17 protein-coding genes and 3 pseudogenes are annotated in these 23,035 nt (G+C 66.4%); 7 read left to right on the top strand and 13 right to left on the bottom strand.

Features of this window, described 5'->3' with window-relative positions:
• Nucleotides 1–150: 150 nt before the first annotated feature.
• The 6 genes from ACFZAM_RS36475 to ACFZAM_RS36450 all read right to left on the bottom strand — a co-directional run bounded on the left by ACFZAM_RS36475 (nucleotide 151) and on the right by ACFZAM_RS36450 (nucleotide 7,356).
• Nucleotides 151–1,035 (bottom strand): transcriptional regulator, encoded by an 885-nt coding sequence (locus tag ACFZAM_RS36475; protein WP_391052725.1) that lies wholly within the window; start codon nucleotides 1,033–1,035, stop codon nucleotides 151–153.
• Between the two features lie 775 nt (nucleotides 1,036–1,810).
• Nucleotides 1,811–2,587, bottom strand: a complete 777-nt coding sequence (locus ACFZAM_RS36470) for a VOC family protein (protein ID WP_355342788.1) — start codon at nucleotides 2,585–2,587, stop codon at nucleotides 1,811–1,813.
• Between the two features lie 709 nt (nucleotides 2,588–3,296).
• Nucleotides 3,297–4,664 carry an aminotransferase class I/II-fold pyridoxal phosphate-dependent enzyme gene (locus ACFZAM_RS36465; protein WP_391052723.1) on the bottom strand — a complete coding sequence of 456 codons (1,368 nt, stop codon included), beginning with the start codon at nucleotides 4,662–4,664 and terminating at the stop codon, nucleotides 3,297–3,299.
• 195 nt (nucleotides 4,665–4,859) lie between these two features.
• Nucleotides 4,860–6,098 carry an MFS transporter gene (locus ACFZAM_RS36460; RefSeq protein WP_391052720.1) on the bottom strand — a complete coding sequence of 413 codons (1,239 nt, stop codon included), beginning with the start codon at nucleotides 6,096–6,098 and terminating at the stop codon, nucleotides 4,860–4,862.
• A 66-nt stretch (nucleotides 6,099–6,164) separates the two neighbouring features.
• The gene (locus tag ACFZAM_RS36455) at nucleotides 6,165–7,025 is read right to left on the bottom strand and encodes an aspartate/glutamate racemase family protein (protein WP_355342780.1); all 861 of its coding nucleotides are present in this window, start codon (nucleotides 7,023–7,025) and stop codon (nucleotides 6,165–6,167) included.
• 160 nt (nucleotides 7,026–7,185) lie between these two features.
• Nucleotides 7,186–7,356, bottom strand: coding sequence for a hypothetical protein (locus ACFZAM_RS36450; RefSeq protein ID WP_355342777.1), 171 nt, complete (start codon nucleotides 7,354–7,356; stop codon nucleotides 7,186–7,188).
• Between the two features lie 126 nt (nucleotides 7,357–7,482).
• On the opposite strand from ACFZAM_RS36450, the gene ACFZAM_RS36445 reads away from it, so the two are divergent.
• The 4 genes and pseudogenes from ACFZAM_RS36445 to ACFZAM_RS36430 all read left to right on the top strand — a co-directional run.
• Entirely contained in the window at nucleotides 7,483–8,733 is a 1,251-nt protein-coding gene (locus ACFZAM_RS36445; RefSeq protein ID WP_391052716.1) for an IS256 family transposase, read from the top strand.
• A complete protein-coding gene (locus tag ACFZAM_RS36440; RefSeq protein WP_391052713.1) occupies nucleotides 8,730–9,179 on the top strand; it encodes a HEAT repeat domain-containing protein in 450 nt (149 codons plus the stop codon). Before ACFZAM_RS36445 ends, ACFZAM_RS36440 begins: the two co-directional genes overlap by 4 nt.
• 150 nt (nucleotides 9,180–9,329) lie before the next feature.
• Nucleotides 9,330–9,860 (top strand): hypothetical protein, encoded by a 531-nt coding sequence (locus ACFZAM_RS36435; RefSeq protein ID WP_391052711.1) that lies wholly within the window; start codon nucleotides 9,330–9,332, stop codon nucleotides 9,858–9,860.
• A 15-nt stretch (nucleotides 9,861–9,875) separates the two neighbouring features.
• Nucleotides 9,876–10,358 (top strand): annotated as a pseudogene (locus ACFZAM_RS36430) (Wadjet anti-phage system protein JetD domain-containing protein); the annotation flags it as partial.
• Nucleotides 10,359–10,670: 312 nt separating this feature from the next.
• Here the strand turns inward: ACFZAM_RS36430 and ACFZAM_RS36425 are convergent.
• A complete protein-coding gene (locus ACFZAM_RS36425; protein WP_391052708.1) occupies nucleotides 10,671–13,139 on the bottom strand; it encodes a preprotein translocase subunit SecA in 2,469 nt (822 codons plus the stop codon).
• A gap of 576 nt (nucleotides 13,140–13,715) precedes the next feature.
• Nucleotides 13,716–14,486, bottom strand: a pseudogene (locus tag ACFZAM_RS36420) (transposase).
• A 1,260-nt stretch (nucleotides 14,487–15,746) separates the two neighbouring features.
• Here ACFZAM_RS36420 and ACFZAM_RS36415 point away from each other — a divergent pair.
• Nucleotides 15,747–16,079 carry a MerR family transcriptional regulator gene (locus tag ACFZAM_RS36415; protein ID WP_391052706.1) on the top strand — a complete coding sequence of 111 codons (333 nt, stop codon included), beginning with the start codon at nucleotides 15,747–15,749 and terminating at the stop codon, nucleotides 16,077–16,079.
• Nucleotides 16,080–16,654: 575 nt separating this feature from the next.
• Here ACFZAM_RS36415 and ACFZAM_RS36410 read toward each other — a convergent pair.
• The 5 genes from ACFZAM_RS36410 to ACFZAM_RS36390 form a co-directional block, all read right to left on the bottom strand.
• Nucleotides 16,655–16,858 (bottom strand): cold-shock protein, encoded by a 204-nt coding sequence (locus ACFZAM_RS36410; RefSeq protein ID WP_355342726.1) that lies wholly within the window; start codon nucleotides 16,856–16,858, stop codon nucleotides 16,655–16,657.
• A gap of 470 nt (nucleotides 16,859–17,328) precedes the next feature.
• Nucleotides 17,329–17,637, bottom strand: coding sequence for an SCO5918 family protein (locus ACFZAM_RS36405; protein WP_391052702.1), 309 nt, complete (start codon nucleotides 17,635–17,637; stop codon nucleotides 17,329–17,331).
• A 71-nt stretch (nucleotides 17,638–17,708) separates the two neighbouring features.
• Nucleotides 17,709–19,268 (bottom strand): DEAD/DEAH box helicase, encoded by a 1,560-nt coding sequence (locus ACFZAM_RS36400; protein WP_391052700.1) that lies wholly within the window; start codon nucleotides 19,266–19,268, stop codon nucleotides 17,709–17,711.
• 328 nt (nucleotides 19,269–19,596) lie between these two features.
• Nucleotides 19,597–19,800, bottom strand: coding sequence for a cold-shock protein (locus ACFZAM_RS36395; protein WP_311297653.1), 204 nt, complete (start codon nucleotides 19,798–19,800; stop codon nucleotides 19,597–19,599).
• Nucleotides 19,801–20,182: 382 nt separating this feature from the next.
• The gene (locus ACFZAM_RS36390) at nucleotides 20,183–20,623 is read right to left on the bottom strand and encodes a hypothetical protein (protein ID WP_355342716.1); all 441 of its coding nucleotides are present in this window, start codon (nucleotides 20,621–20,623) and stop codon (nucleotides 20,183–20,185) included.
• Between the two features lie 852 nt (nucleotides 20,624–21,475).
• Here ACFZAM_RS36390 and ACFZAM_RS36385 point away from each other — a divergent pair.
• Nucleotides 21,476–21,916 (top strand): hypothetical protein, encoded by a 441-nt coding sequence (locus ACFZAM_RS36385; RefSeq protein WP_391052696.1) that lies wholly within the window; start codon nucleotides 21,476–21,478, stop codon nucleotides 21,914–21,916.
• Between the two features lie 241 nt (nucleotides 21,917–22,157).
• Nucleotides 22,158–23,035: pseudogene (locus ACFZAM_RS36380) on the top strand (hypothetical protein); the annotation flags it as partial.

Raw genomic sequence — 23,035 nt, 5'->3', positions numbered from 1 at the left:
CATCACTTTCCGTCCGGGGTGAACAAAGCCCCTGGTATCGGGAATCGATGCCAGGGGCGGGGAAACGGCCTAGTGTGGACGGGAGGGTCCTGCCTGTTACCGGAACGATGGATTCAGCATGTGCAGGCATGGTAAGGACCTGGACAGCGCTCACCCCGACTGTCTAGGGGAAAATCCCTCACGCTCTTCGACGTACTGCGCGAATTCGAGCCAGTTGGCTGCGTAATGGCGTGCCAGATCGCGTACCAGGTGCGTGCAGTGGGACGGCACAGCGGCGCCGAGGTCAAGCCACTCGGCGGCCTCGTTTTCGTGCAGGAGGCGCAGCAGATGCCGGCCTTCCTCTCTCATGCGCAGCGACGGGTCACGCAGAAGTTTTTCGAGCACAAGACTGCTGGGCTCATCCGCGGAAGGAGCCCCGCCTTCAGATGGCGGCATCGGATCCGGCTGCGCAGGGGTGGGCGGTTGTCTCTCCGGGACAGGCACTTCGCCAGCTCGGACGCGGCGGCGCACGTCGCTTGCTGTCGTAGGAGAAATGCCGGCAATCCGTGCCAGCTCACGTACCGGGGCGTCGGGCTTTTCCTTGAGTACCTGAGCGGCGCGCAGCCGTCCTTGAGTGCTGTTCACGGGGCGCATCCGGCCGTCGCGCCCGACGCGTGCGTTCAGCGGCTGTCCAGGGGCAGGTAAGCGCCGGCGGATCGCGGCAACCGACTTCGCGCCGAGCCCGGAGGCCGCCGCGACAGCACGGTCCGACATCTGGGGGTGGGAGGCGATGATCCGAGCTGCGGCCGCCCGCCGGTCCGCGAGTGAGAGGGGGAGGCCGTGCGCGACGTTGTTCTCGACCGCACGCAGGAAGGCGTCTTCTGGTGACCCGTCGAAGAACTCCACCTCGATGACGTCAAGGCCCTTCGCAACGGCCGCCAGGAGACGGTGCATGCCGTCAATCACTTGCATGCCCACCCGATGCACCACGATAGGAGGGAAAGGTTCCTCCACTTCCACCAGCCTGTTGAGGTGCTCCTGGTCGATCCCCCGCAAGCGTGGTGACTCCCCGGGCAGAACTGACGTGACCGGTACGAAAGCTGTCGGTGCTCTGCCAGTCGGCAATGTGGATTTGCTGGCCGGTCTTCTTCGCGCTGCTGGTCCGAACTGTGGTGCTGGAACGTCTGTCTCAACATCAGGTTGAGACATCCTTCCCCCTTGGGGTCATTTTTCACAAATAGGACATGTTTTGCTGCTCGCGACAGGAACACAACAAGTGTCAGTCGGCTCCGACGGCATTGCACCGAGCGGTCCGGCTGTCCCGGCAGCCCACGTGCGTTCTCGGCGGTTGCATCCGGCTTACTGTGAATACGTCTAGGGCATACGTCAGTCGATGTGCGCAGCATTCATGGTCGTGCCATCGTTGCCATCTGTCTAGAGCTGCTAACAGCCAGTCATGCGGCGATGGTTGCCAGCCGGGCTAAAACCGGCCCGGAATCCCGCACAGGCCGGTCCGGACTGGCTGAGAAGGACCGTTGCACAGGCTTGGATGTGGGGACCCGCACGGGAGGGAAGGGGGCCGCGGCAGGCCAGAACTCATTCCCCGTTACAAGGGTGATGACGGAAAAACTGAGCCAAACGTGGCTGGCCTTGCACCGGAAGCGTGTGCGCCTGGCGCATCTCAGCGTGAAGTCCCTGTCCACTGCCCAGCCTCGCCACGTTGCCCGGCATGGCCGAAATTCTGGCGGATCCTCCGCCGGTACAGTCCAGACCAACCGCTTAACGTTAATTGCGACAGCCGCCTCCACCCGCATACGGGACGTTGAAGCGCTCACTTCTGCATTGAATTCAGCACAGCCGCGCAGTTGCTGACTGTTGGTGCCAGCACCATGGAACCGGAAACGAACAACAGCCCCTGCCTGCTGTCTTCCTGGATTCCCGGAGATGTTCCTCCGGAGAGGAAATATATCCCCGTCACGCCGGAACTGGATCCCGCTGCCGATGAACGGCGGTCTGTGACAGTGAACTCGATCTGGTCCGCTCCGCTGGTGTAAAAGCGGAGCCTTCGGTAACCATTGATAGGCGAGTCAATTTTCGTCATGGTGAAGGCTTTCTCGCACAGGGCGGAGTAAATATCGAACTCATCCCCGCCGAGATCCAGTTCTATACCGCCTATGTGGGCCTGGGCCGCCTGCTCCACGGCGTGGGGATGCGGTATCCAGTTGCGCTGACCCAGGGAGAGGGCTGCCTCAGGGCCTTCCAGCGTGAGTGTGTGATGTATCCCGCCCGTCCGCACGATGACCTGACCACGTGAACCCGATTCGACCATGGCACCGCAAGCGGCAGCTGCGCTGGCAGTTTCGTGTACGTCTTCACACTGCAGGGCGATGCCCGCCACCACCGGACCGGGCTGACGCGCCGGTTGAGCTGCCGCCCAGCCTGAAGTCACGATCACATGGGCCTGGCCGCGTCTGAGAAGAACGGAGCTCCCGTCGACCTCAACCACGTCAGCGACCCGTGTGAACCCGAGGCGGGACATCAAAAAGGCGATATTGGTAGAAGCCCTTTGTGTGTACAGCTCTATGTGCGATATGCCAAGAATTGTCATTTCGGGGATGCCTCATAAAAATTCGTCTAGTGTTCGATTCGGTTCTCTTCGATGTGCGATTCCAGAAGAGACTGGAAGAACAGCATGACCGGTGCCCGATCCACGATCAACCATGGCTGGTGCCTGACAGCGGTTTGTTCAACTGCGTATCGCGGCAGTTGAACAAACATCGGCAGATCATGTCGGTCCCCGCGCCCGTGCGGCCGACCGCCACCGCGCTAGATCTGGTTAGCGGCCCAGCAACTCGCTCCCGGCGTAGCCGCCGGCCCGTAAGAATCAGGAACTGCCCCACTCGTACTCGTCGGCCGCGGCACGCTGACCAGACAGCGGTCAGTGGAAGCAGCCGATCCAGGATCCCAGGCACTTCGAAGGCGACCTCACCACCGGCTACGCCGAGCCTTGTGCTTCTGCGACGGCTGCCGGCCGGACATGTCCGCAACGCGTACGGCCGCCCCACCTGCCCCCAAGGCGCGGCTCCTGTCGGTCTGCAGCACGGAAACCCTTGCCTCACTTCGTCACCGAACCCAGTTACCGCTCCGCAGGACCCGGACCGGCGGTCACCAGCGGGCTCACCGCAACAACCGTCTGATCACGTGCCGCGATAGTCGCTGGGAACCTATCCGCTTCATTACGCCGAGCGCGGCCACGCCTACCTGCGCACCTCACCCCAGCAGCCGGGTCAGCGGACTGCTGGGGACCATTCATGCCTTCAGGCAATCCATTGCGGTCGGCGGCGCGGCGGCGGGTTGGTACCGCCCTCTGCGACTGCTGCACCAAGGCGTTCGGCCGCATCGTTCAATACAGCAGGGGACAGGGCGTAGGGAATACGCAGACGGGTTTCGCAAACACCAGGGTCGATGGAGAAACAGGAGCCGCTCTCGATGCGGATGCCGCGGTCGCGGGCTTGTCCGGCGATGGTGCTGGCAATCGGATGGCCGAGGTCTACCCATAGGGACAGGCCGCCTGGGGGAAGATGCCAGGACCACTCGGGCAGGTGCGTGGCGAGTGCGGCGTTCAGGGCGTCTCGTTGGAGGCGGAGTTGCTCCAAGCGGGGCGGCAGCAGTGTTCTTGCCTGTTTGAGCAGATGCAGGGCCATGAGCTGGTCGAGGACAGAACCGCCGAGATCATTGGCGATCCTTTCCGAGGCGAGTTCGTCGACCAGGTCGGAGGGGGCACGCAGCCAGCCGATGCGCAGCCCGCCCCAATAGGTCTTGCTCATCGACCCGAGAGTGATGACGCGTGAAGCATCGCGAGGGGGAGCGTGCGACGCGAACGGTACGGGCGGCGGAACATCGAGGGCGACTTCGGCCAGGGTTTCGTCGATGACGAGCCAGGTGCCGGTGTGCTGCGCAACGTGCAGGAGATGGGCGCGTGTCGCGTCGGGCATTAACAGGCCCGTGGGGTTGTGGAAATCGGGGATCAGGTAAGCCAGATGGGGGACGCTTTGTCGCAGCGTGGCGTCCAGGACACCGGTATCCCAACCATGGTCGCCGACCGGCACCGACACCGGGCGCAACCGGTGCCGGCGCAGGGCCTCAAGTGCGTTGGGGTAGGAAGGAGTTTCGATGAGAACGCGGTCGCCTGGACCGCAGAGGAGCGAGAGGACAAGGGTGAGTGCATGCTGAGCGCCGCTGGTGACAAGGATCTGCTCGGGGGTGGTGGCAAGACCTCGCACGGTGTAGTGCGCGGCGATGGCTTCGCGGAGTTCGAGCAGGCCGTGCGGGTGATAGCCCGGGGTGCGGGCGTGGGCGGCCAGATCCGGTGTCACCGCGATCAGAGCCTGGGCAATGACATCATCCGATAGACCTGGCGCGGCGCGAGCGAGATCGATCGTGGCACCGTCGATTGCGACGGTGCGGGCGATATTTGCCAGCGTCCGGCCACTGGGCAGGGCTGTCCACGTACCCGAGCCGCGCTGACTGTGCGCGAACCCGGCCTCCCGCAGGCGGTTGTAGGCAGCTGTGACAGTGGTGCGGCTTATACCGAGGACAACCGCGAGACCGCGTTCTGACGGCAGTCGGACCCGCAGGGCGATCTGTCCGTCCAGGATGAGCCGGCCGATGGCATCGGCCAGCATCCGATAGGAGAGTTCGCGCTCAGAGGACTGCGGGAGCAGGGCAGAAAGTTGCTTGCTCCCCAGGCTCCGTTTGGTACCTGCGGTGGACGGCGGGCGGTTTCGGTCAGTCAACTTCCCTCCAGAGGGCCCTGGATGGCAACGGCAGGCGCACAGGCGTACGGGTTCCTCGGCGATGTGTGAGACCGCTGAAGCCGATCAGGCGGGTCTGCGGGTTCGGCTCTTCCAGCCGATCGCGCCCAGGGCAGTAAGAGCGAGCAGGGACAGGGCGGTCCAGTCGGGAGTGAAACTCCCGGTTGTGTCTCTCACCAACCCAAGGGCCGGCGCCACCAGGATCACGGCAATCTGGTTGACCGCCATCGCCCACCCCAGCGCGAAGCCGGACTTGCCCGGGGGTGCGCAGTCCGCCACGTAGGCCACCCAAGGCCCGTACCAGCCGAACCCGAAGAACCCGAGCCAGGCCATCAGGCAACCGATCACGAGCCCGGAATGCAACGGCACCCATGCCAGGACCACCAGACCAGCGATCGCGCAACTCATACACGTCAGGACGGGTACGGACCGGCTGGAGGAGCGATCGCTCCAGGCTGCCAGCGTGATCCGCCCGACGACACCGAAGCTGAGGGCCACTAACAGATAGGAAGCAGCACCGCCTGCGGTCACCGATGCCGTTGCATGCAAGTAAAGCTCCGTCAGCAGCAGCAGCCCGTACTGCACCGACGTCATGGCCACTCCGGACAGCATGATGGTGACCATCTCCGGTGTGCGGGCCACGTCCAAACGCGCCGCGACCTGCGCACGAACCGAGCGACCGTCCTTTGAGGGCGTCGAGGAAACAGCGGGTGAGCGGTAGAACCCCATGAAGACTGCACCGCCGACCAGTGCCAGCGCTCCTGAGCCCACCAGCGGGGCCCGCCAGCCGTAAGAGTTCGCCAGCCATGGGAGAGTCGCCGCCGCCAGCGCACCGCCCAAAGGCAAGCCGGCCTGACGGATGCCCATCGCGAACCCGCGCTGCGAGGGAGCGAACCACGACGCCACCGACTTGCTCCCCCCTGGTTGAGCAGTGCTGTAACCCGCTCCCACTATCAGCAAGAACACCAGCAGCCACCCATACCTGGGCGCCAAGCCCGCAGCCAAAAGTCCAAGGGCCACGATGACACTGCCTCCGCCCACTACCCACCGTTCGGGATAGCGGTCCAGCAGCTCGCCCGCCACCAGCAGTCCCGCCAGTGGAATCAGCTGCGCGGAAGTCACCAGCAGCCCGATCTGCGTCGTGTTCAGATGCAGATCACGCTGCAGGACGACGGTGATCGACCCGATGCCCTGGACGAAGAAGCAAGCACAAGCCTGGGTGAACGTAGCAATCGCGAGAACCACCCAGCGATAGCTGTCAGAACGTACGCCCTCGTGTTCGCTCACCTGCTCTGCAAGCTTCACACCAACTCCAGCAGGATCAACTGACCAGTTGTGGAAAAGGGGCTCCGGCGCAGCAGCTACGGCTCGTCAGGCCACGCCTGTGTCCACAGCGGGGAATGACTGCAAAACGCGGCCCTCCAGGTATGCGCCTGCAGCCTGGGGAAGAGACTCCGTCCGGCCACTGCGCAAGACCGTCAGACTCCCGGTCGTTGGCACACCTGGGTCCGGCTGAAGTCCCAACAGAACAAGGGCCTGGTTAGCCAACTGGGCCGCCGAACCATGGAGAACGGGCGCGCTTCTGCCTGCGGCCTGCAAAGCTGCGTGGATCTGGGGAGCGACCAGTTCGTAGTGCGTGCATGCGAGCGCAACCGCCTGAACATCGACCGGAGTACGTTCCACAGCGGTGGCGATGGCATCTGCCAAGGCTGCGCTGTCTGCGCGTTCGATCGCATCTGACAGACCATGGCATGCGACCTGCGTCACCGATAAGCCTGCCGCGAACTGTTCTATGAGGTCTCGCAGTTGCGGGCTGCCGATCCCCGTTGCGGTGCCCCACACCGCCAGCGGACCACCCGCTGCGGCTGCGGCCTCGACTGGGGGCAACGTCCCCACCACGCGCGTTCTCGGCTCGAGGTATTCCTTGATAGCAGGCAGAGCATGCAGAGTCGCCGTGTTGCAGGCAACGATCAACAAGTCCGGTTCATAGGCAAAGGCCGACTCAGCCACCATCAGCGCCCGCCCTCGCAGATCCTCCGGGGAGCGCACCCCCCAGGGCATGCCATCCGGATCGGTAGCCAGCACCAGATCGGCATCAGGACGCAATCGTCGAACCGCTGCGGCTGTGGCCAACATGCCCAACCCCACATCCATGATGGCGACACGAGGCTGCCTGTTACCGGACCCGTGCGGATGCCCGCCGAACTGGTGGCTCAGGGAACTCCCTGTCATGCCTGCACTCTCCCGCGTAGCTTCTTCGACATCACCAGCGGCAGTCTGCGGCGCGGGCTGGTACGAAGGACAGATCCAATTGGCCCGAAGTGGCTTTGAGCTCGATCAGCCGGGTCAGGACCGGGGTCGGCGACGGGTGTTGTGGAGGGCACTGGCTCCGTTAGAGCGCCTTGAACTCCGCCTCCCAGGCGGGCTCGTAGACTCCGTCGCGGTCGTCGGTGACCAGCAGGATTACGGAGGGGCCGCCGCCGGGGCCGGGAAGGATCCCGTGCTGGGCGTACCCCTGGCGCTTGGCGTCCCAGCGGGCGGCGTAGTGCGGATTGTTGAACATGCCGGAGCAATGCTCAGGACTTGTGGATCAGCTCCTGGGGGCACGTGAAGGGCGTACCTTCCAGGGTGATGATCGAGAAGTCACCGAGTAGACCCGCGTTGCAGCGCAGGTCGGGAAGGTACGCCCTTGCTCAGCGTAGTGAATGCCGATGGTTCCACCGAGACCGGCTCCCTGATCGACGAGATCGTCCGCGAGGGCGCCCGGCGGATGTTGGCCGCCGCGCTGGAGGCGGAAGTCAACCAGTACATAGCCGAGTTGACTGCCGATACCGACGAGCGCGGGCACCGTCTGGTGGTCCGCAACGGCCACCACCGGCCCCGCACCGTGGTGACCGCTGCCGGCCCGGTTGAGGTCAGGGCCCCGCGGGTCGATGACCGACGCGTCGACGATGCCACGGGCGAGCGCAAGCGGTTCTCCTCGAAGATCCTCGCGCCGTGGTGCCGCAAGTCCTCGAAGATCTCCGAGGTGCTGCCGCTGCTCTACCTGCACGGACTGTCCTCCGGGGACTTCGTCCCCGCCCTGGAGCAGTTTCTCGGCGACGCCGCAGGCCTGTCGCCGGCCACCATCACCCGGCTGACCAGGCAGTGGAGCGACGACCACGCTGTCTTCCAGACCCGGGACCTGTCCGACCGGGACTTCGTCTACGTGTGGGCCGACGGCGTGCACCCGAAGGTCCGGCTCGGGCAGGCGCACTCGTGTGTCCTGGTCCTGCTCGGCGTCCGGTTGGACGGTACCAAGGAGCTCATCGCCCTGGCCGAGGGCCTGCGGGAGTCCACCGAGTCGTGGGCCGACCTGCTGCGGGACTGCCGCCGACGCGGCATGCGCGACCCCGAGCTGGTGATCGGCGACGGCGCGATGGGCCTTTGGCGGGCGCTCGCCGAGATGTTCCCAGCCGCCAGGTCGAAGAGGTGCTGGGTTCACAAATCCCGCAACGTCACCAACTGCCTGCCCAAGTCCGCGCAACCCGGCGCGGTGAAGGCGATGCAGGAGATCTACAACGCGGAGGACCGCGGCCACGCCGAGAAGGCGATCGAGGCGTTCACGAAGACCTACGGCGCGAAGTTCCCCAAGGCCGTCGCGAAGATCACCGAAGACCGGGACGAACTCCTCGCGTTCTACGAATTCCCGGCCGAACACTGGATCCACTTGCGGACCACGAACCCCATCGAGTCGACATTCTCCACCGTCAAGCTCCGAACCAAGGTCACACGCGGTGCCGGCAGCCCGGCGGCCGCGCTCGCGATGGTGTTCAAGCTCGTCGAGTCCGCCCAGGCGCGATGGCGCGCGATCACCGGCGCCCACCTCGTGCCCCTGGTCCGCGCCGGCGCACGCTTCGAGAACGGCGTCCTGGTCGAGCGGTCCGAGGTGGCGGCATGAACGACATGTTCGCGGCACTCGAAGGGCTGACCGACCACGATCCGAGCCGCCGGGATGTCGCCGCTGGCGGTCTCGGGGACCTCCTGCGCGGCACCGCACTCGACACGGACACCGCCCGCCTGGTCGTCGCCCGCCTGGTCAGCCTGGCCGTCAACGAACCGGTGGCCAGGGTCCGCGAGTCCGCTCTGAACTCGATCAGCGAGGCGTTCAACCATCACCACCTGCCCCTGGACCTCGTCGAACCGCTGGCGGCCGCTCTGTCGACGATGGAACCTGAACCCCTCGCCCACACGATCTACATCCTGGGAGCCACCCACAACCCGCGGGCCCGGCCGCTGATCGAGCCGTTCCTCGACCACCCCGACCCGGAGCTGCGCGAAGAAGCCCGGCTCGCGACCGACGAGATCACCGCATCCGAGTCGGAGAGCCCCACCCACAAGTCTTGACTATTGCTCCCTCTACGCTTCCCTATGTCCCCGCGTCAGCGAGCCGACCTCATTGATCTTTTCGGAAGCCGGGCGGTCATGGGAGACACAGTCCATTTGCTCCGCGCGGAGGCAGCACTCCGGATCCGCCGACATCAGATGTCGTTGCGGATGCTCCTCATCGGTACGGGCGGTCCGCTCATCACACATCGGGGTAGGAAGCGCCATGCAGCCATCGTCAAGCGGTGTCGAGTCCGGCAGGAGCGCGCCGAGATCCTGGCTCTCCTGAACACCGTGCCGGCACTCACCGATGAGCGCGATCTCCTCGCCACCTTGGCGCCTGATGACGGCCGAAGGCTCGCCCCCTCAGGCAGCCGTACGGGGACGAGGCATTGGGAGACCTACGTATCTGCCAGCCGGGCAGCAGCCCACTGGCACCAGGCCGCCGCCCGGAACTGGAAGTGCAGCGAGCGTGAACTTGCCACCCAGGCTCTGGGAGGAAGCAAGCAGTGGACCGACGCGTCCAAGCTTGCCTTCGCCGCTGTCATCGGCATGCCTTTCTCCCATGCCGCCTACACCACCGACACCGGTCTGCGCATGACCGGTCCTGCCGAGTGGCATCGCCAGGGCCTCGTCGCCGACCTCGCGAAGGCCGAACCCTTCATCGAACTCCCTGGCCGCGCCGCTGCCGACCAAGGATGACTCGACCTCCAAGCGGTCGGCATCCTGCTGATCGAGAACCAGGAGACGTTCGAAGCCGTCGCGACTCGAACCAGAGTCCCGACCGAGTGGCTGTGCATCTGGACCGGCGGCTTCGCGTCGAACGCGTTGGCGTACTTCCTCCGCCAACGCGCATCGGAGCACATTCCGCTAACCGCCTGGACCGACCTCGACCCACCAGGCGTGAACATCATCAAGGACCTCGCCGAGAAGAGCGAACGGACCATCCAGCCAGTCGCCATGGACGCCGACCTCTATACCAACGGCAGCAAGCTCATCGAGGAACCTGCCCAACTTTACCGCTGGCGCAAGGAAGCCCTTGAGTTGTCCGGATCTTCCCCGAACCTCTGCGCGGACCTTGTGGCTGCCATCATCTCCAGCGGCGGGCAGCGTTGCGAGCAGGAGGGTCTTCACGAGTGGGTTCTCCCGACCCTCCATCAACGCCTGCGTGAACTCGACTCCGCGCAAGGCCAACGATGAGGTTGGGTATCGCTGGGGGCCAAGGGGCCGCAGGTTCAAATTCTGTCGTCCCGACCAGCGTTTTCGCAGATCGGAGGCCGTTCCCGCAGCGCGTCCGTCGCCGCTTCTCAACGACCATCCGCATGGCCCGCTCCATCAGCTCCCCCGGGTACTTCCTCTGCGCAGGCAGGAGCGCATCCTCCTAAGCTTCAGCGCTCAATACCGAACCCGGAGCGCTTCACTCGGCGACCAGCGACATCGAACCGGACCGTGTCGAAGGCGTCCGCGACCCACGGACTCTGGAAGCTGCCTTCCTCGATGAATGACCGCCCGTCAGCGGGAATTTCCGGGGATTCGCTTCCGTGCCCGCACAGTATGTTTGGCGTTCGGGTGTAGGGTGCGCTGCATTTCCGAGATCGGCCGGAGGGAGTTCAACGTTGCTGTCAGGCTGCTGTCGAGGGGGCCGACGTGGCCGTCGTAGGCCGCCCCAATGAAGTCCCGGGTTGGTTCGTCGTATATGAACACGACACCGCGCGGCAGTCCGAGTTGGTGTTTCTTGGCGCGCAGGTAGTCGCGTGCGCGCTTCTCAGCAGTGACGGTAGCTTCCCCGACCGGGCTGGTGGCCCACACAAACAGCCATCCCTCGGCCGGGTCGACGCTGGCTGTGACGATGATGGTGATGCTGCTCCCTTTGCCGTCGGGTGATGGGTTGTCCAGGAGAGTGTCAGCGTGCCGGGCGAATCCGTCCTGTGTGCTCGTCTCCATCGCCAGCATCGTCGCTCCAATGCTCAGCCATCCTGTGGTGCTGCGTGATTGCAGCTCGTCGATCAGCGGTTCCAGGGGTGACGGCACCATAGCCGGCTTCGCCTCAGCGGCTGCGGCTGTCTCACCGCGCTCACGCAGATGGAACCAGGCGTCCAACGTATCTGTGCGGCTGCTCAAGATCGCCGACTGTTGCCTGCGATAGCGGCGTAGTTCGGCGGTGGTCGGCTCATCGCGGAACGGGAAGGCGGCATGTACCTTGGCCGGGTCGGGCTCGACCCATAGGCCGGCCTCGAAGAAGTACAGGAACAGGTCCATCTCGTCCGGTGCGCTGAACATAGTGGTGACGTCGGGATTGCGGCGTTGGCGAAGGTAGAGGAGGAATTCGGCCGGGCGGGCGACGAGCTCGGTGATCAGTTCGAGGTCGTGCAGCGATACAGTCCAGGGAATGTTGTCGAGATCGAGCAGGCCGGCCTTCACCAACTCGGCGGTGGCGGTCATGACCGTTGAGAGGTCGTCGAGGCTGACGGCGATCGTGTGGATCTCGCGGATGTCGCTGAGGTCCAGCCATCCCTCGCCTTCGATGCGAAGGCCCCCGTCCCGCTCGATGCCGTCGCGTATGCGACCTGCCTGCTCCGCCGCCTTGGTGATGATGCCGGTCAGGTCGGTGCGGATCCGGTTTGTCTTCCCGCCGCGCGCCAAGGCGCTTAGGGCGACGGCTTTGTCCTCCACGATGATTGCCACGTCGTCGAGGACGATGAGGTGGTCCCCCTCGACGCGCTTGGTGTACTTGGCCGGGTCCCCGGCGCGCTCCTCCGCGTCGTCCACGGGTACGTAGTACTCGAAGCCGTCCCGGTACCGGGCGCCGGGCAGTACCCGGCCGAGCGCGGTGCGCGTACGGACCTCCAGAAGATCGCCACGATGCTTGGCGTACTTGTTCCACGCCGCAGAGGCCTTGAGATGCGCTTCGAGGCTCTCGCGGACAGCGAACACGCTCAGCGCGGGGTGCACCAACATGATGCGCCCGCTGTCGGCGACGATGAGCGGTCGCATGCGCATCGGATTCCTGCCGGTGGCGAACGCGTCCAGGACCTCCATCGGCGTCATGGTCCCCAGATCCAGGCGGAAATGTTCGACGATAGCGGCAACGCGTTCGGCCATGATTCCGGTTCGCTCGACGACGTCCTCGACCGCGACGGTGGCCCGGACAGTGTCCGGCTCGAACATGTCCAAGAAGCCCGCCCTGGCACGCTCGGTGAGCTCATCGTCCAACTGTCCGGCCTGGTCGGCAGTCATCGCCGACATTATCGCGTCCCTCATGGCGTTGATGCGTGCGTTAAGGCTGTCCATCTGAAGGGCGTGGCACGCCCCAAGCACCGCCAGGGCGTCGGTCGCGTCGAAGCCGAGCTCGGAGTTCAGCGCCGTGCGCACCGACGGCTCGCCGTCGAGGAGCTCAAGATAGGTCTTCTCTACCATCTCCGGGTATGAAGAGTTGCGCATCCACACTTCGCTGCTCCGAATGAGCAACGAAATCAGCGCCAACTTGTCCGACGAATCCGCGACGGAGTAAGACCGTACCTGGGCGAGCCGCAGCAGTTCCTCGACGTCCTTTTTCGCCGTAGAGACGAACGCGCTCATCTCCTGGACCTGGACTTCGTCGTAAACGTGCTGATCGCCTGCTGGCCCCGGTTGTGCTGCAAGGGCCAAGAGCGCGAGCAGTTCAAGCTGCGCGGCACCGGCTTCGGTAATTGGTCTCCCGCCATCGGATGCGAGTGGCAGAAGCGCCAGACGCGCCGTCTCGATCAGACGAAGGGGGTCGAACCTGCGGACGTCGCCGACGAACCGTGCAGTGGCGTCATCGATCGCCTTCTGGATCTCCGTCTCCGGGTCTTCGGCAGAGCCGAGCTTCGCCATGAGCTCGATCAATGCTTCCCAGGAGGCGACCATCGCCTGCGCGTGCGCGTCGAATCGCTGTGGCGCTGCGCGGGCGTGTCGCTGCCTCGTGTTCCGCGTCTTACGACGCTTCGAGCGTGAACTCACATGACCACCTCACCACACTCCCTGCTTCCCCAGCCAACGGATTCAGCCGGGGCGGCCAGAGCTTCTCCCTCTGACGCGTACGAGCATCTGTTCCTGGACTTCACGGGACCTCCCAGCGCTATTTTCCGTTCGACCCCGGGGTCTGTGCCATGTCGGAGTCGGTGACGATGCGCAGCGGTCGCACAACGGTTGCCCAGCCTTCCTCTCGCAGCGGCCATGCCGCACGATGGAAGTGACGGTCGAGCGGTCCAGGGAGGCGTTCCCCAGCCGGGGTGTGCCGGCCGATGTCGCGAAGGCGGGCCAAAGCGTTTCGCACGGCGAACTGCTGCGGGCTGATCTCGCGCGAGACGTGCTGGGACCACAGGGAGGTGTGGACCTGTTCCGCGTGGCGGATTAGGCGGCCGACGGGCAGGGACTCCGGACCGTGGATTTCTGCGTTCGATTGTTAGATCACACTGATTGAGGCACCCTGCGAAGTGGACGCCTTGCGCTGCCTGAAGAGAAACCTCTGGGGACCGCCTAAGTCTTGTCCCGTAAATGATCTACGGCGTGCTTGTTGACCTGTCGCCTTCTACGTCACCCGATCAGGGTGAGGTTGTGGAGGCGGGCGATGCCGAGCATGGCTTGGTGGACGCCGTCGCCTTTGAGGCGGCAGTCGCGGAGGATCTTCCAGGTCTTCATGCGGGCAAAGGTGTGCTCGACGCGGGCGCGGACCTTGCGGTGGGAGGTGTTGTGTTCCTCTTTCCAGGCAGGGAGTTCAGTCTGGCCGGCTTTTCGGCGGTGCGGGATGATCAGGCCGGTCCCCTGGTAGCCGCCGTCGGCGATGGCCGTGGCGCGGCCGACGGCAGCCTTCGCTCCGGATTCCTCCCATGCTGTGCAGTCGTTGCGGTTGCCAGGCAGGGGCCGACCGATGGCCACGACGAGCCGGGTGTCGGCGTCGATGACGACCTGGTGGTTGGTGGAGTACCGGTAGTTCTTGGACTGCGCGGCGACGCTGTGGTCGCGGGTGGGGATCAGCGTGCCGTCGACGATCAGCACGGTGTCCCTGCGGAACCGCTTGCGGGGCTCGAGCGCGAGCGACTGTCCGAGGTGGTCGACGATCCGGTCCGCCGCGGACTTCGACACCCCGAACAACGGGGCAAGTTGACGCAGGGTGAGGTTGGTGCGCCAGTGCGCGGCAACCAGCAGGACCCGGTCCTCCAGCGGCAAGCTCCAGGGCCGGCCCTTGCGCACCGGGTCCGCACCCTCTCAACGCAGCGCAGTGATCAACTTGCTGAACTGCCGCGGACTCAGCCCGGCGAACGGGGCTATCCAGGAGGGCTCCGACGCCGTGATCACACCAGACACAGCAAGATCATCTCACCGATGGCCAGCAGTTACGGGACAACGCTTAGGGACCACTCGCTGTGCCCGTTGGTGATCAATCCTCGCATAAGTTTGCGTTGAGCTCGATGATTTTATCCCGATTGGTAGGGATATCCCCTTGATCTTCGCGCTGGGGGTCAAGGGGTCGCAGGTTCAAATCCTGTCGTCCCGACGGTGCATGAAGGGCCCGCTGGACTGGCATATGGCCAGGTCGGCGGGCCCTTCGGCTTGTCGGCAGCGGTTTCCATGTGATGAGGCGTTGGAGGCGGCGCTGGGTGGTCTGCGGGGAGCCGTGGACGGCGATCAACCGCGGGACGTGCAGGGGGACTCCGGCGTCCGCCGTCCAGGTCGGGCCGGCGTCTCTCGGGTCGTGTCGGCGCGGGTGTTCGTAGCCGAGGGTCTGGACGATGTCGTCCCAGTGGGTGGCGTCGCGCAGGACGGTGGTGGTGATCCGTCCCCGGTGGGGGCTAGCAAAGAGGCCGGCGTCGGAGTTGGTGGCAGGTTACCTCGGCCCCCGGTGACTGAAAATCTGTGATGGCCGGAGTAGACATTTGGTGGTGGCGTGGGTACGGTTTCTCTTGTACCCAGAGAGACAGAGGGCCCGGCAGAGACGAACTGCCGGGAGGCAGTACGCACATGACGCAGGTCGGTACGGTGGTGGAGTTCCAAAGCCAGGGATGTTGCCAGACGGCGATGGGACTGACGACCGGACCGGGCGGCCCGCAGTGATCAGGGGCCGCCGTGAGAAGGACCGCAGCGGTAGCAGCGGTAAGTGCAGTGTGCGGTAACCAGCAGCGAAGTCAGTGAGCAGTACCTCGGTGAAGGCGTCGGCTGCGGGCGCGCGCACCGGGAGGTTCGGCAGTGGGGTTCCAAGCCAGAGAAGACGCAGGACGGGCGACGGGGCTGGCTGTCGAAGAGTGGTGCTGGTAGAGGCCATCAGCAGTACGAGAAGTGTGCAGTTCACGTTTGGCAGGCAGTTGATCCAGAGGGAAGAACGGAGGAGTTGAGCGCCATCGGGATCGCCCGGGCGGAGTGTTGAGTCCGGGTACCGCAGGACATCGATAGTGAGGTGGTCTCCGGTCAAGCAACCGCGATCCCCGCACCTGCCGCTCACCCTTTGGTGGCGGTGCGGACACAGTAGGCCGACGCAATAGCAGGTCGGCAGATGGTGTAGCAGTTCCTTCGGGGCCCCGGTGCCGGTATGGCACCGGGGCCCCTCCACGCGTTCCGCAGAGAGGTGCGATGGCCGCAGGCGACACGAACGGGCGTCTCGATGACGACGACTACCCCGCGTACACCATGGGCCGGGCCGCCGAGATACTCGGCACCACCCAGGGCTTCCTCCGCGCGATCGGCGAAGCCCGCCTGATCACCCCGCTGCGTTCCGCGGGCGGCCACCGGCGCTACTCCCGCTACCAGTTACGCATCGCCGCACGCGCCCGCGAACTCGTCGACCAAGGCACCCCGGTGGAGGCGGCCTGCCGCATCGTGATCCTCGAAGACCAGCTCGAGGAAGCGCAGCGCATCAACGAACAACTACGCCGGTCCCAACCCGGCGACCGGGCCGACGTCTGACCGGTGTCCCTGACGCGAGGGAGCTTCTGCGGGTCGCGGAGGTGCTCCTCATATGTGTACATGATCGCCGAAGACGTTCAGCCGCCGGCTCCTGAGCGTGATCCCCGGCCTGGCGCCCACACGCCACCCGACGTCGTCCCGGACACCGCTGGTGCACCTTCCGCCAGCGGGCCCGGCCACCGGTCCTCTGCCGCGGATGGCGTGGTGGGCGTCGTGGTGGAGCGGGCGGTCGCCGGGCCGAAGCCGGGGATGCGTGGCTCGCTGCACGCGGGTGGTCGAATCCGCTTTTGTGGTGTCCCGGCGATGGCCAATCCTTGGGCCTGCCAGGAGAGATGGTGATCGACCACGGGGCCCGCTGTGCTCGGGTGCTTGACCAAGAGTACGGAAAAAGATCGGCACTTCTTACGAGAGCGGCGGGTCTTTTCCGGTACGGGCGTCCGGCTCGACGAGCCGTGTGTCGGGGCGGGCCGCGACCGTCGGATCGCGGAGGGGTCCGGACCGGGAAGACCGCCGTGTCCACGCTACGGAGCCACCGGACAGCGAGCCGACTGGGACGGGCCGGGAGCGGCTCGGCGTCAGTCGCAGGTGATGTTCTCCGCGTACAGACCCCTTGGGTTCTGCCCGATGTCGAAGTGGACCCTCTGGCCTTCGGTCAGCCCAGGAAGAGCGTCGTTGACGAGATTGGAGTAGTGCGCGAAGACGTCTTCACCGTCGCCCGACTGCTCGATGAATCCGTATCCTTTAGCTGAATTGAACCATTTCACAGTACCTGTGGCCATTCTGTAACTCCTGCTCGCTCGGCGTGCGGCAACAGATTCGCGAACTCCGCATCTTTGTGGAATTTTCTTGTCCGTGCACCGGTGAAAAGGAAGAACCAGTCGTCAATCACGCGGCTGGCGCGGCCCCACGGGCTGGTGGACGCGGGCATCTGCGGCGAGGCCGCCCGCAGCCCTCTTCCTCGGGCGTCGCCCGAGAGGCCCCTGGTATCTGCCCCGCCGACGGCTGGTGGGGCAGAGGGCTGAGCGTCCGCCCGCGACATGCGAGGGTCGGCGACCGCGGGCTGAGCGTCCGCCCGCGACATGCAAGGGTCGGCGACCGCTCGAATCGGAAGCCTGGCACGGCCGTTGGCCGGGTTGGCGCGGGCCGAGGAGTGACATCGGCGCTTGGGGCGAGGCGGGATCGGGCGCCTGCTGCTCGGAGCCAGGAGCCCGCCCGCCGGTGTGCCGCGAGTGCGTGTTCTCCCCGTGGGTCAGGCTGTCACGGGGATGCCGAGCAGTGACTGGGCTGTCCGGAGTGGACTGGAGGCGGTGGCGGGGACGTGGGGGGCGATGCTGCGGCAGGTGTAGCCGAGGCTGAGGAGGGCGCGGGTCATCTCGGCGGCGCTGAAGTCGCGGCGGTCCTGGCGGGTGATCACCTCTCCCACTTGCTTCACGGGGTAGTGGCGTCGGCCGATGATCACGTACTCGCCCGTGACGACCTCGGGTTTGATGCCCTTCATGGACGCTTGCACGCCGCTTTTGGTGAGGTCGAAGGGGAAGTGGGCGATGATGCAGCGCATGGGACCTCGCGGAGATGAAGGGGGATGGGGACAGCAGCCGGTTCGCCCTGGTGAGTGCGGTCCGGCGGCGTTCAGGCCGCCGGGCTGAGCGCGGTACGGCGGCCCTGGGTCTCCGTCGAGGCCGTGGTCGGACGGGCGGAGCGCCGGGCCGCGGCGGGGCGGCTGCGCCGGCCGCGCGCGGAGGCGGCGGACGTGCTGCGCCTGGTGCGGTCGGCGACTGGCTCGGTGATGGTGACGGGCACGCCGGAAGGCGTGCGGGCTCCGGTGATGCGGTTCAACTCGGCTTCCCCGGACCGGATCTGGGTGGTCTGCGGGGTGATGCCTGCGGTGGTCATCAGACGGGTCATCTCGCGGCGCTGGTGAGGCAGGACCAGGGTGACGACGCGACCGGACTCACCGGCGCGGGCGGTGCGTCCACCGCGGTGCAGGTAGTCCTTGTGGTCGGCGGGTGGGTCGACGTTGACCACCAGGCCGAGGTCGTCGACGTGGATGCCGCGGGCGGCCACGTTGGTGGCGACCAGCACCGTGACGTGCCCGGTCTTGAACTGCGCGAGGGTACGGGTGCGCTGCGGCTGCGACTTCCCGCCGTGCAGCGCCGCCGCCCGTACACCGCTCTTGAGCAGGTGCTCGGTGAGCTTGTCGACGGCGTGCTTGGTGTCGAGGAACATCAGCACCCGGCCGTCGCGCGCGGCGATCTCGGTCGTCGTGGCGTGCTTGTCCGTGTTCTGCACGTGCAGAACGTGATGCTCCATGGTGGTGACCGCGCCGGCGGACGGGTCGACGGAGTGGACCACCGGGTCGTTGAGGTAGCGGCGCACCAGCAGGTCGATGTTGCGGTCCAGGGTGGCGGAGAACAGCATCCGCTGGCCGTCGGGGCGCACCTGGTCGAGCAGCGCGGTGACCTGCGGCATGAAGCCCATGTCGGCCATCTGGTCCGCTTCGTCCAGGACGGTGACGCCGACCTGGCCCAGTTGGCACGCGCCGCGGTCGATGAGGTCCTTGAGCCGTCCGGGCGTCGCCACGACGACTTCCGCTCCGCCGCGCAGCGCGCTGATCTGCCGGCCGATGGACATGCCGCCGACGACCGTGGTCATCCGCAGCCGCAGCGCGCGGGCGTACGGGGTGAGGGCGTCGGTGACCTGCTGGGCCAGTTCGCGGGTCGGGACCAGGACCAGGGCCAGCGGTTGCCGGGACTCGGCGCGCTGACCCACGATACGGGCCAGCAGGGCCAGGCCGAAGGCGAGGGTCTTGCCGGAGCCGGTGCGCCCGCGGCCCAACACGTCACGTCCCGCGAGGGAGTTGGGCAGTGTCGCGGCCTGGATCGGGAAAGGCACGGCCATTCCCTGCGTGGCCAGCGACGTCAGCAGAGCGGCGGGCAGGTCGAGCTCGGCGAAGGTTTCCACCGGCGGCAGGGCCGGAGTGACGGAGACCGGCAGGGCGAACTCGCCCAGCGGGGCCGAGGGCCGCCGACCGCCGTAGCCGCCGGAGCGGGAAGGGCCGCCGGAACGGCTCGGGGCCTGGCCGCCGCGGTATCCACCACGGCCGGAGCCGGAGCCGGAGCCGGACCCGGAGCCGGAACCCGGGGAGCGGGTGCGGGAGTAGCGGTCGGTGGAGCGAACAGTGCGGTTCACGGAGAACCTTCCTCGATGCGGTGCGTCGAGGGATCCCCGGCGGCAGACGAGCCGCACAGGGAGCACAGGAACGAACCGATGAAAGTGAATGTACGAAGCGGGCCATCTGGAGCTCTCGACGAGCTGTCCGGCCGTTCCCGCGGGCACCAGCGGTACTCACACGTTGATGGCGGACCGGGGCTGGACTTCCCCGCTGCGGCAGAGGTGCTCCTCCGGGCGGCCGGGAAGGCGCGCGGGCTGCCATGGCGGCCGGGGGCGGGGGGAAAACCAAGTAGGCCGGGGCCCGCACCCCAAGGTGCGGGCCCCGGCCTACTGCTACGCGTGAGCGTCAGGCGGGAACGATGTTCTCGGCCTGCGGGCCCTTCTGGCCCTGCGTGACGTCGAACGAAACCTTCTGGCCCTCCTGCAGCTCGCGGAAGCCGGAAGCGGAGATGTTCGAGTAGTGAGCGAACACGTCAGCGCCGCCACCGTCCTGCTCGATGAAGCCGAAACCCTTTTCCGCGTTGAACCACTTCACGGTGCCAGTAGCCATGTCATATCTCCTTCGGGGCAGTGCCCGGAGCCCGCACTGTGCGGCCTCCGCGTCGCCGCGAGGTTGCCCCATCCGGAATGCACCGGAAATACAAAAGTGCTTCCACCGCTTACAGCAGTGAAGGCACTTGAAGTCTTTGGGAACCACAACTGCAACTGGGGAAACCATAGCATGCCGCCAGCGGTAATGCTGGATCTCCGATTACTGGCCGCTAAAGGCACGAAATGCTGCGGTCGGTCTGCTGGTATTTCTGTGCCGGCGGTGTCAGATATTCCACCTGGGCTTTGACAGGGTCGGCGGACAGGACGCCGGGGGAGGCGGTCACCGACCGGCCCCTCGCGCGCAGGCGGGCGACGCGTGCGGGGGCTGGCGAACTGCCCGGTCAGCGGCGGCCGGTGGCCAGGATGACGAGGAACTGGCCGCCGCCCGGCTCGATTTCGGCGGTCACCGGCAGCCCGGGAACCAGTCGGGAGAACCGGTCCACCAGCCAATCCGCGGCCTCCTGGGCGTCCCGCCGGGTCGGACAACGGCCCACCATCTCGCGGCCCCCCTTGCGCTCCAGTCTTCCGGCAACGGTAATCAGCGGCGCGGGTTCGACCACGTACAGGCGGTCCGGCCAAGCGATGACCACCTCGACCGCGCCCTTGCGGGTGTTGCAGCCGCGGTGCGCCAGCCGCTCGGCGACCTTGGCCTTCCGGTCGGCGGTCCGGCTGTCCACGCTGGGCCCCCGCGGGTCGTTCACCGACATCTCGGGGTCGACCGGTTCGTCGCACACCCAGCACCGCCAGCCGTCGCGCTCGGCCACATCATCAAGGAGGCTCACGCGGGTAAGCTACCGTGCCCAGCCGGTGCCCCGGGCACCTGGGCCGCGGCGGGCGAGGATCCAGCCGTCAGTCGGGCAAGGCGACTCTCCGTAGCCAGGAGACCGACGAAAACCCACCTGTAATCTCGCATCAGCCGCGATGTCAGGCGGCCAATAAACGACCGCGTTCATACCCGGTCACACGGAGAATGTGAACGCAACAGGCATTGAGCCGTACGCGCGTATCGCCAGTTCATCCCGGTCGGTCTGGAATTCCCGGGCGCTGCCGGAGGCGTCATGACGGTCGACGCGCACCCTTCGTTTCCTCCGCCTGCCATCCCTCCTCCACCACGTCCCCGAGCCGCCATCCCGAGACCGTCTCTGACTATCCGTCAGCCGGACCATCCGCAGGCCACACCCTGTCCCCCTGCTCCGCTGGGGGACAGGGCAGGTGCATCGCCTGACTCGCCGCAGGTTCGGGCGCTCGAACCGTTACCACATCCGAGCCGGTACCACCTTGCGGCATCCGGGGGCGTGGGATCTTCCGTTGCTGATCTTCCGTTCACGCTCGCTCTGCGCGACGAAGAGGCCACCCCCCGGGAACTGGAAGCTTTCCCAGCCGCCTTCAGTCTGCGAGTTCTGTGGCGGGGGCTGGATTCGTAGTCACCTGTTTGACCGGTCCGGCAGGCGTGGGCACGCGGGGAGCCGCCTACTGGGGATGGGTGCGTGGTGCCGGGCCCGCTTTACGAGTCGGCTTCCGGGACCCGCGGAGATCTGTTCGCACGAAGGGATGTTCCTGTGCCAAGTCAACTCACGCGTGGCAAGCGGCTTGCACTGTGCGCTGCCGTAGGAGCGGTTGTGGCGGCGGGGGGTGTGGTTGCTCTGGGCTACGGTACGGCCGCAGCGGTTCCGCAGGCAGCGGCGCGGCACACCGTATCGCCGAACCCCTGCACAGCCCAGGACCATCTGCTCACCATCGCCGTCACCACGGATGCCAAGAACGTCGCTGTCGGCGACCGCCTGTGGGACAGCCATGCCCGCTTCGTCAGGAGCACTCATCAGTCCTTCCTGGTCGCCTACGGCCTTGCGAAGGGTCCGGAGCGGGCCGACCCGCTGGACCCGGCCTCGGCGCTGACGGGTCGGACGGTGTACGTCCTCAACGAGTGCTACCGGACCAGCGCCGACATCAGCAAGCACTGGAAGATCACCTCCACGCGGTGGCCCGAGTTCCAGGCTGTCCTCGACTGGATGCACACTCCGGGCACGCAGGTGGTGACCCTGCACGACGGGCAGGTCAGAAACTCCCTCTGGTAGTCCGCGACCCGGCGGCAGTCGGGCGGGCAGGGCTGGTCGGCGCGGCGCCTGACTCTAGCTGTCGGCAGTCGACGGCCGGTTCGTCCACGTCAGCGATGCTGGGGCCTTCGGGCGGCGCCCGCTCCGGCGTCTCGCGGCCTTCGGCCGTGGCGGCGCGCAGCCCTGGGGGCGGTATTCCTGAGGCTGCGGGTTCTCGGCGACGGGGCCTCCGGGCAGGGTGAATGGGCCGTTTCCGTTGGTCGTGTCCCACGAAGATCAGGACGGCGGTCCAGTGGACCGGCGGTCGCCAGTTCTCGTATCGGGCGCATGCCAGTGGGGCGACCGGACCGGCGTCCACCACGTCCTCAGCCGCGCCGAGGAGCTCGCCGAACGGCACGATGTTCCCGACACCATGACGCCGTGCGTCTCGCTGTCCCCCTACGGCCTGACCCGTACCCGCGCCAGCGCCGCGACCGCCCACCTGGCCCTCGGCGACAGCTCGCAAGCCCTTTTCCGCGCCGGGCAATTCGCCGAGGTTCCGGCAGACCCGTGGAGCCGCGCACTCGTCAGCCTCGACGCCGCCACTGCCTACCTGGCCGTACGGGACGTAGAACGCGCGATGGAACTGTGGGCCGCCGCCATCCGGCAGCCCGCCGGACCGCCGATCCCGTCCGTCGTCACACGCGCCCACGAACTCGCAGCCCGCGCCACCGCCCGCTGGGCAGAACTGCCCTCGGTCCAGGACGACACCGAGATCCTCAGAGCCTGGTCCGCGCCCCCTGCTGTCGCCGGCGTCGCAACACCTGCCACCATGATCGCAAAGCCGGTCGAGGGAGGGACATCAGCACGTGTGGACCCGCCCGGACAAGCGGCCGTTTCCCGCCGACCCGCCGACCCGCCGCCCGACCTCGACAGTACGGCATCGGTGGCCGCACACGACTGGGCCGCGTTCACCGATGTGGAGGTCATGACCAACCACTGGGACGGGCCGGGCTGGACCGAAGCGACACGCGCCTACTACTGGCTCGTGCACTTCACCGATGCCCCGGACCTAGGTGTATTGACCTGGAGGGTTGTTGACGCGGGTGATGGGTGGCTGGCCGCCGAGTGCGGTGTGGGTGCGGTGGTGGTTGTAGGTGT

Origin of the sequence: Streptomyces sp. NPDC008079 (assembly GCF_042957385.1) — a bacterium.
Taxonomy (GTDB): domain Bacteria; phylum Actinomycetota; class Actinomycetes; order Streptomycetales; family Streptomycetaceae; genus Actinacidiphila.
This window is presented reverse-complemented; position numbering and strand designations above follow the sequence as displayed.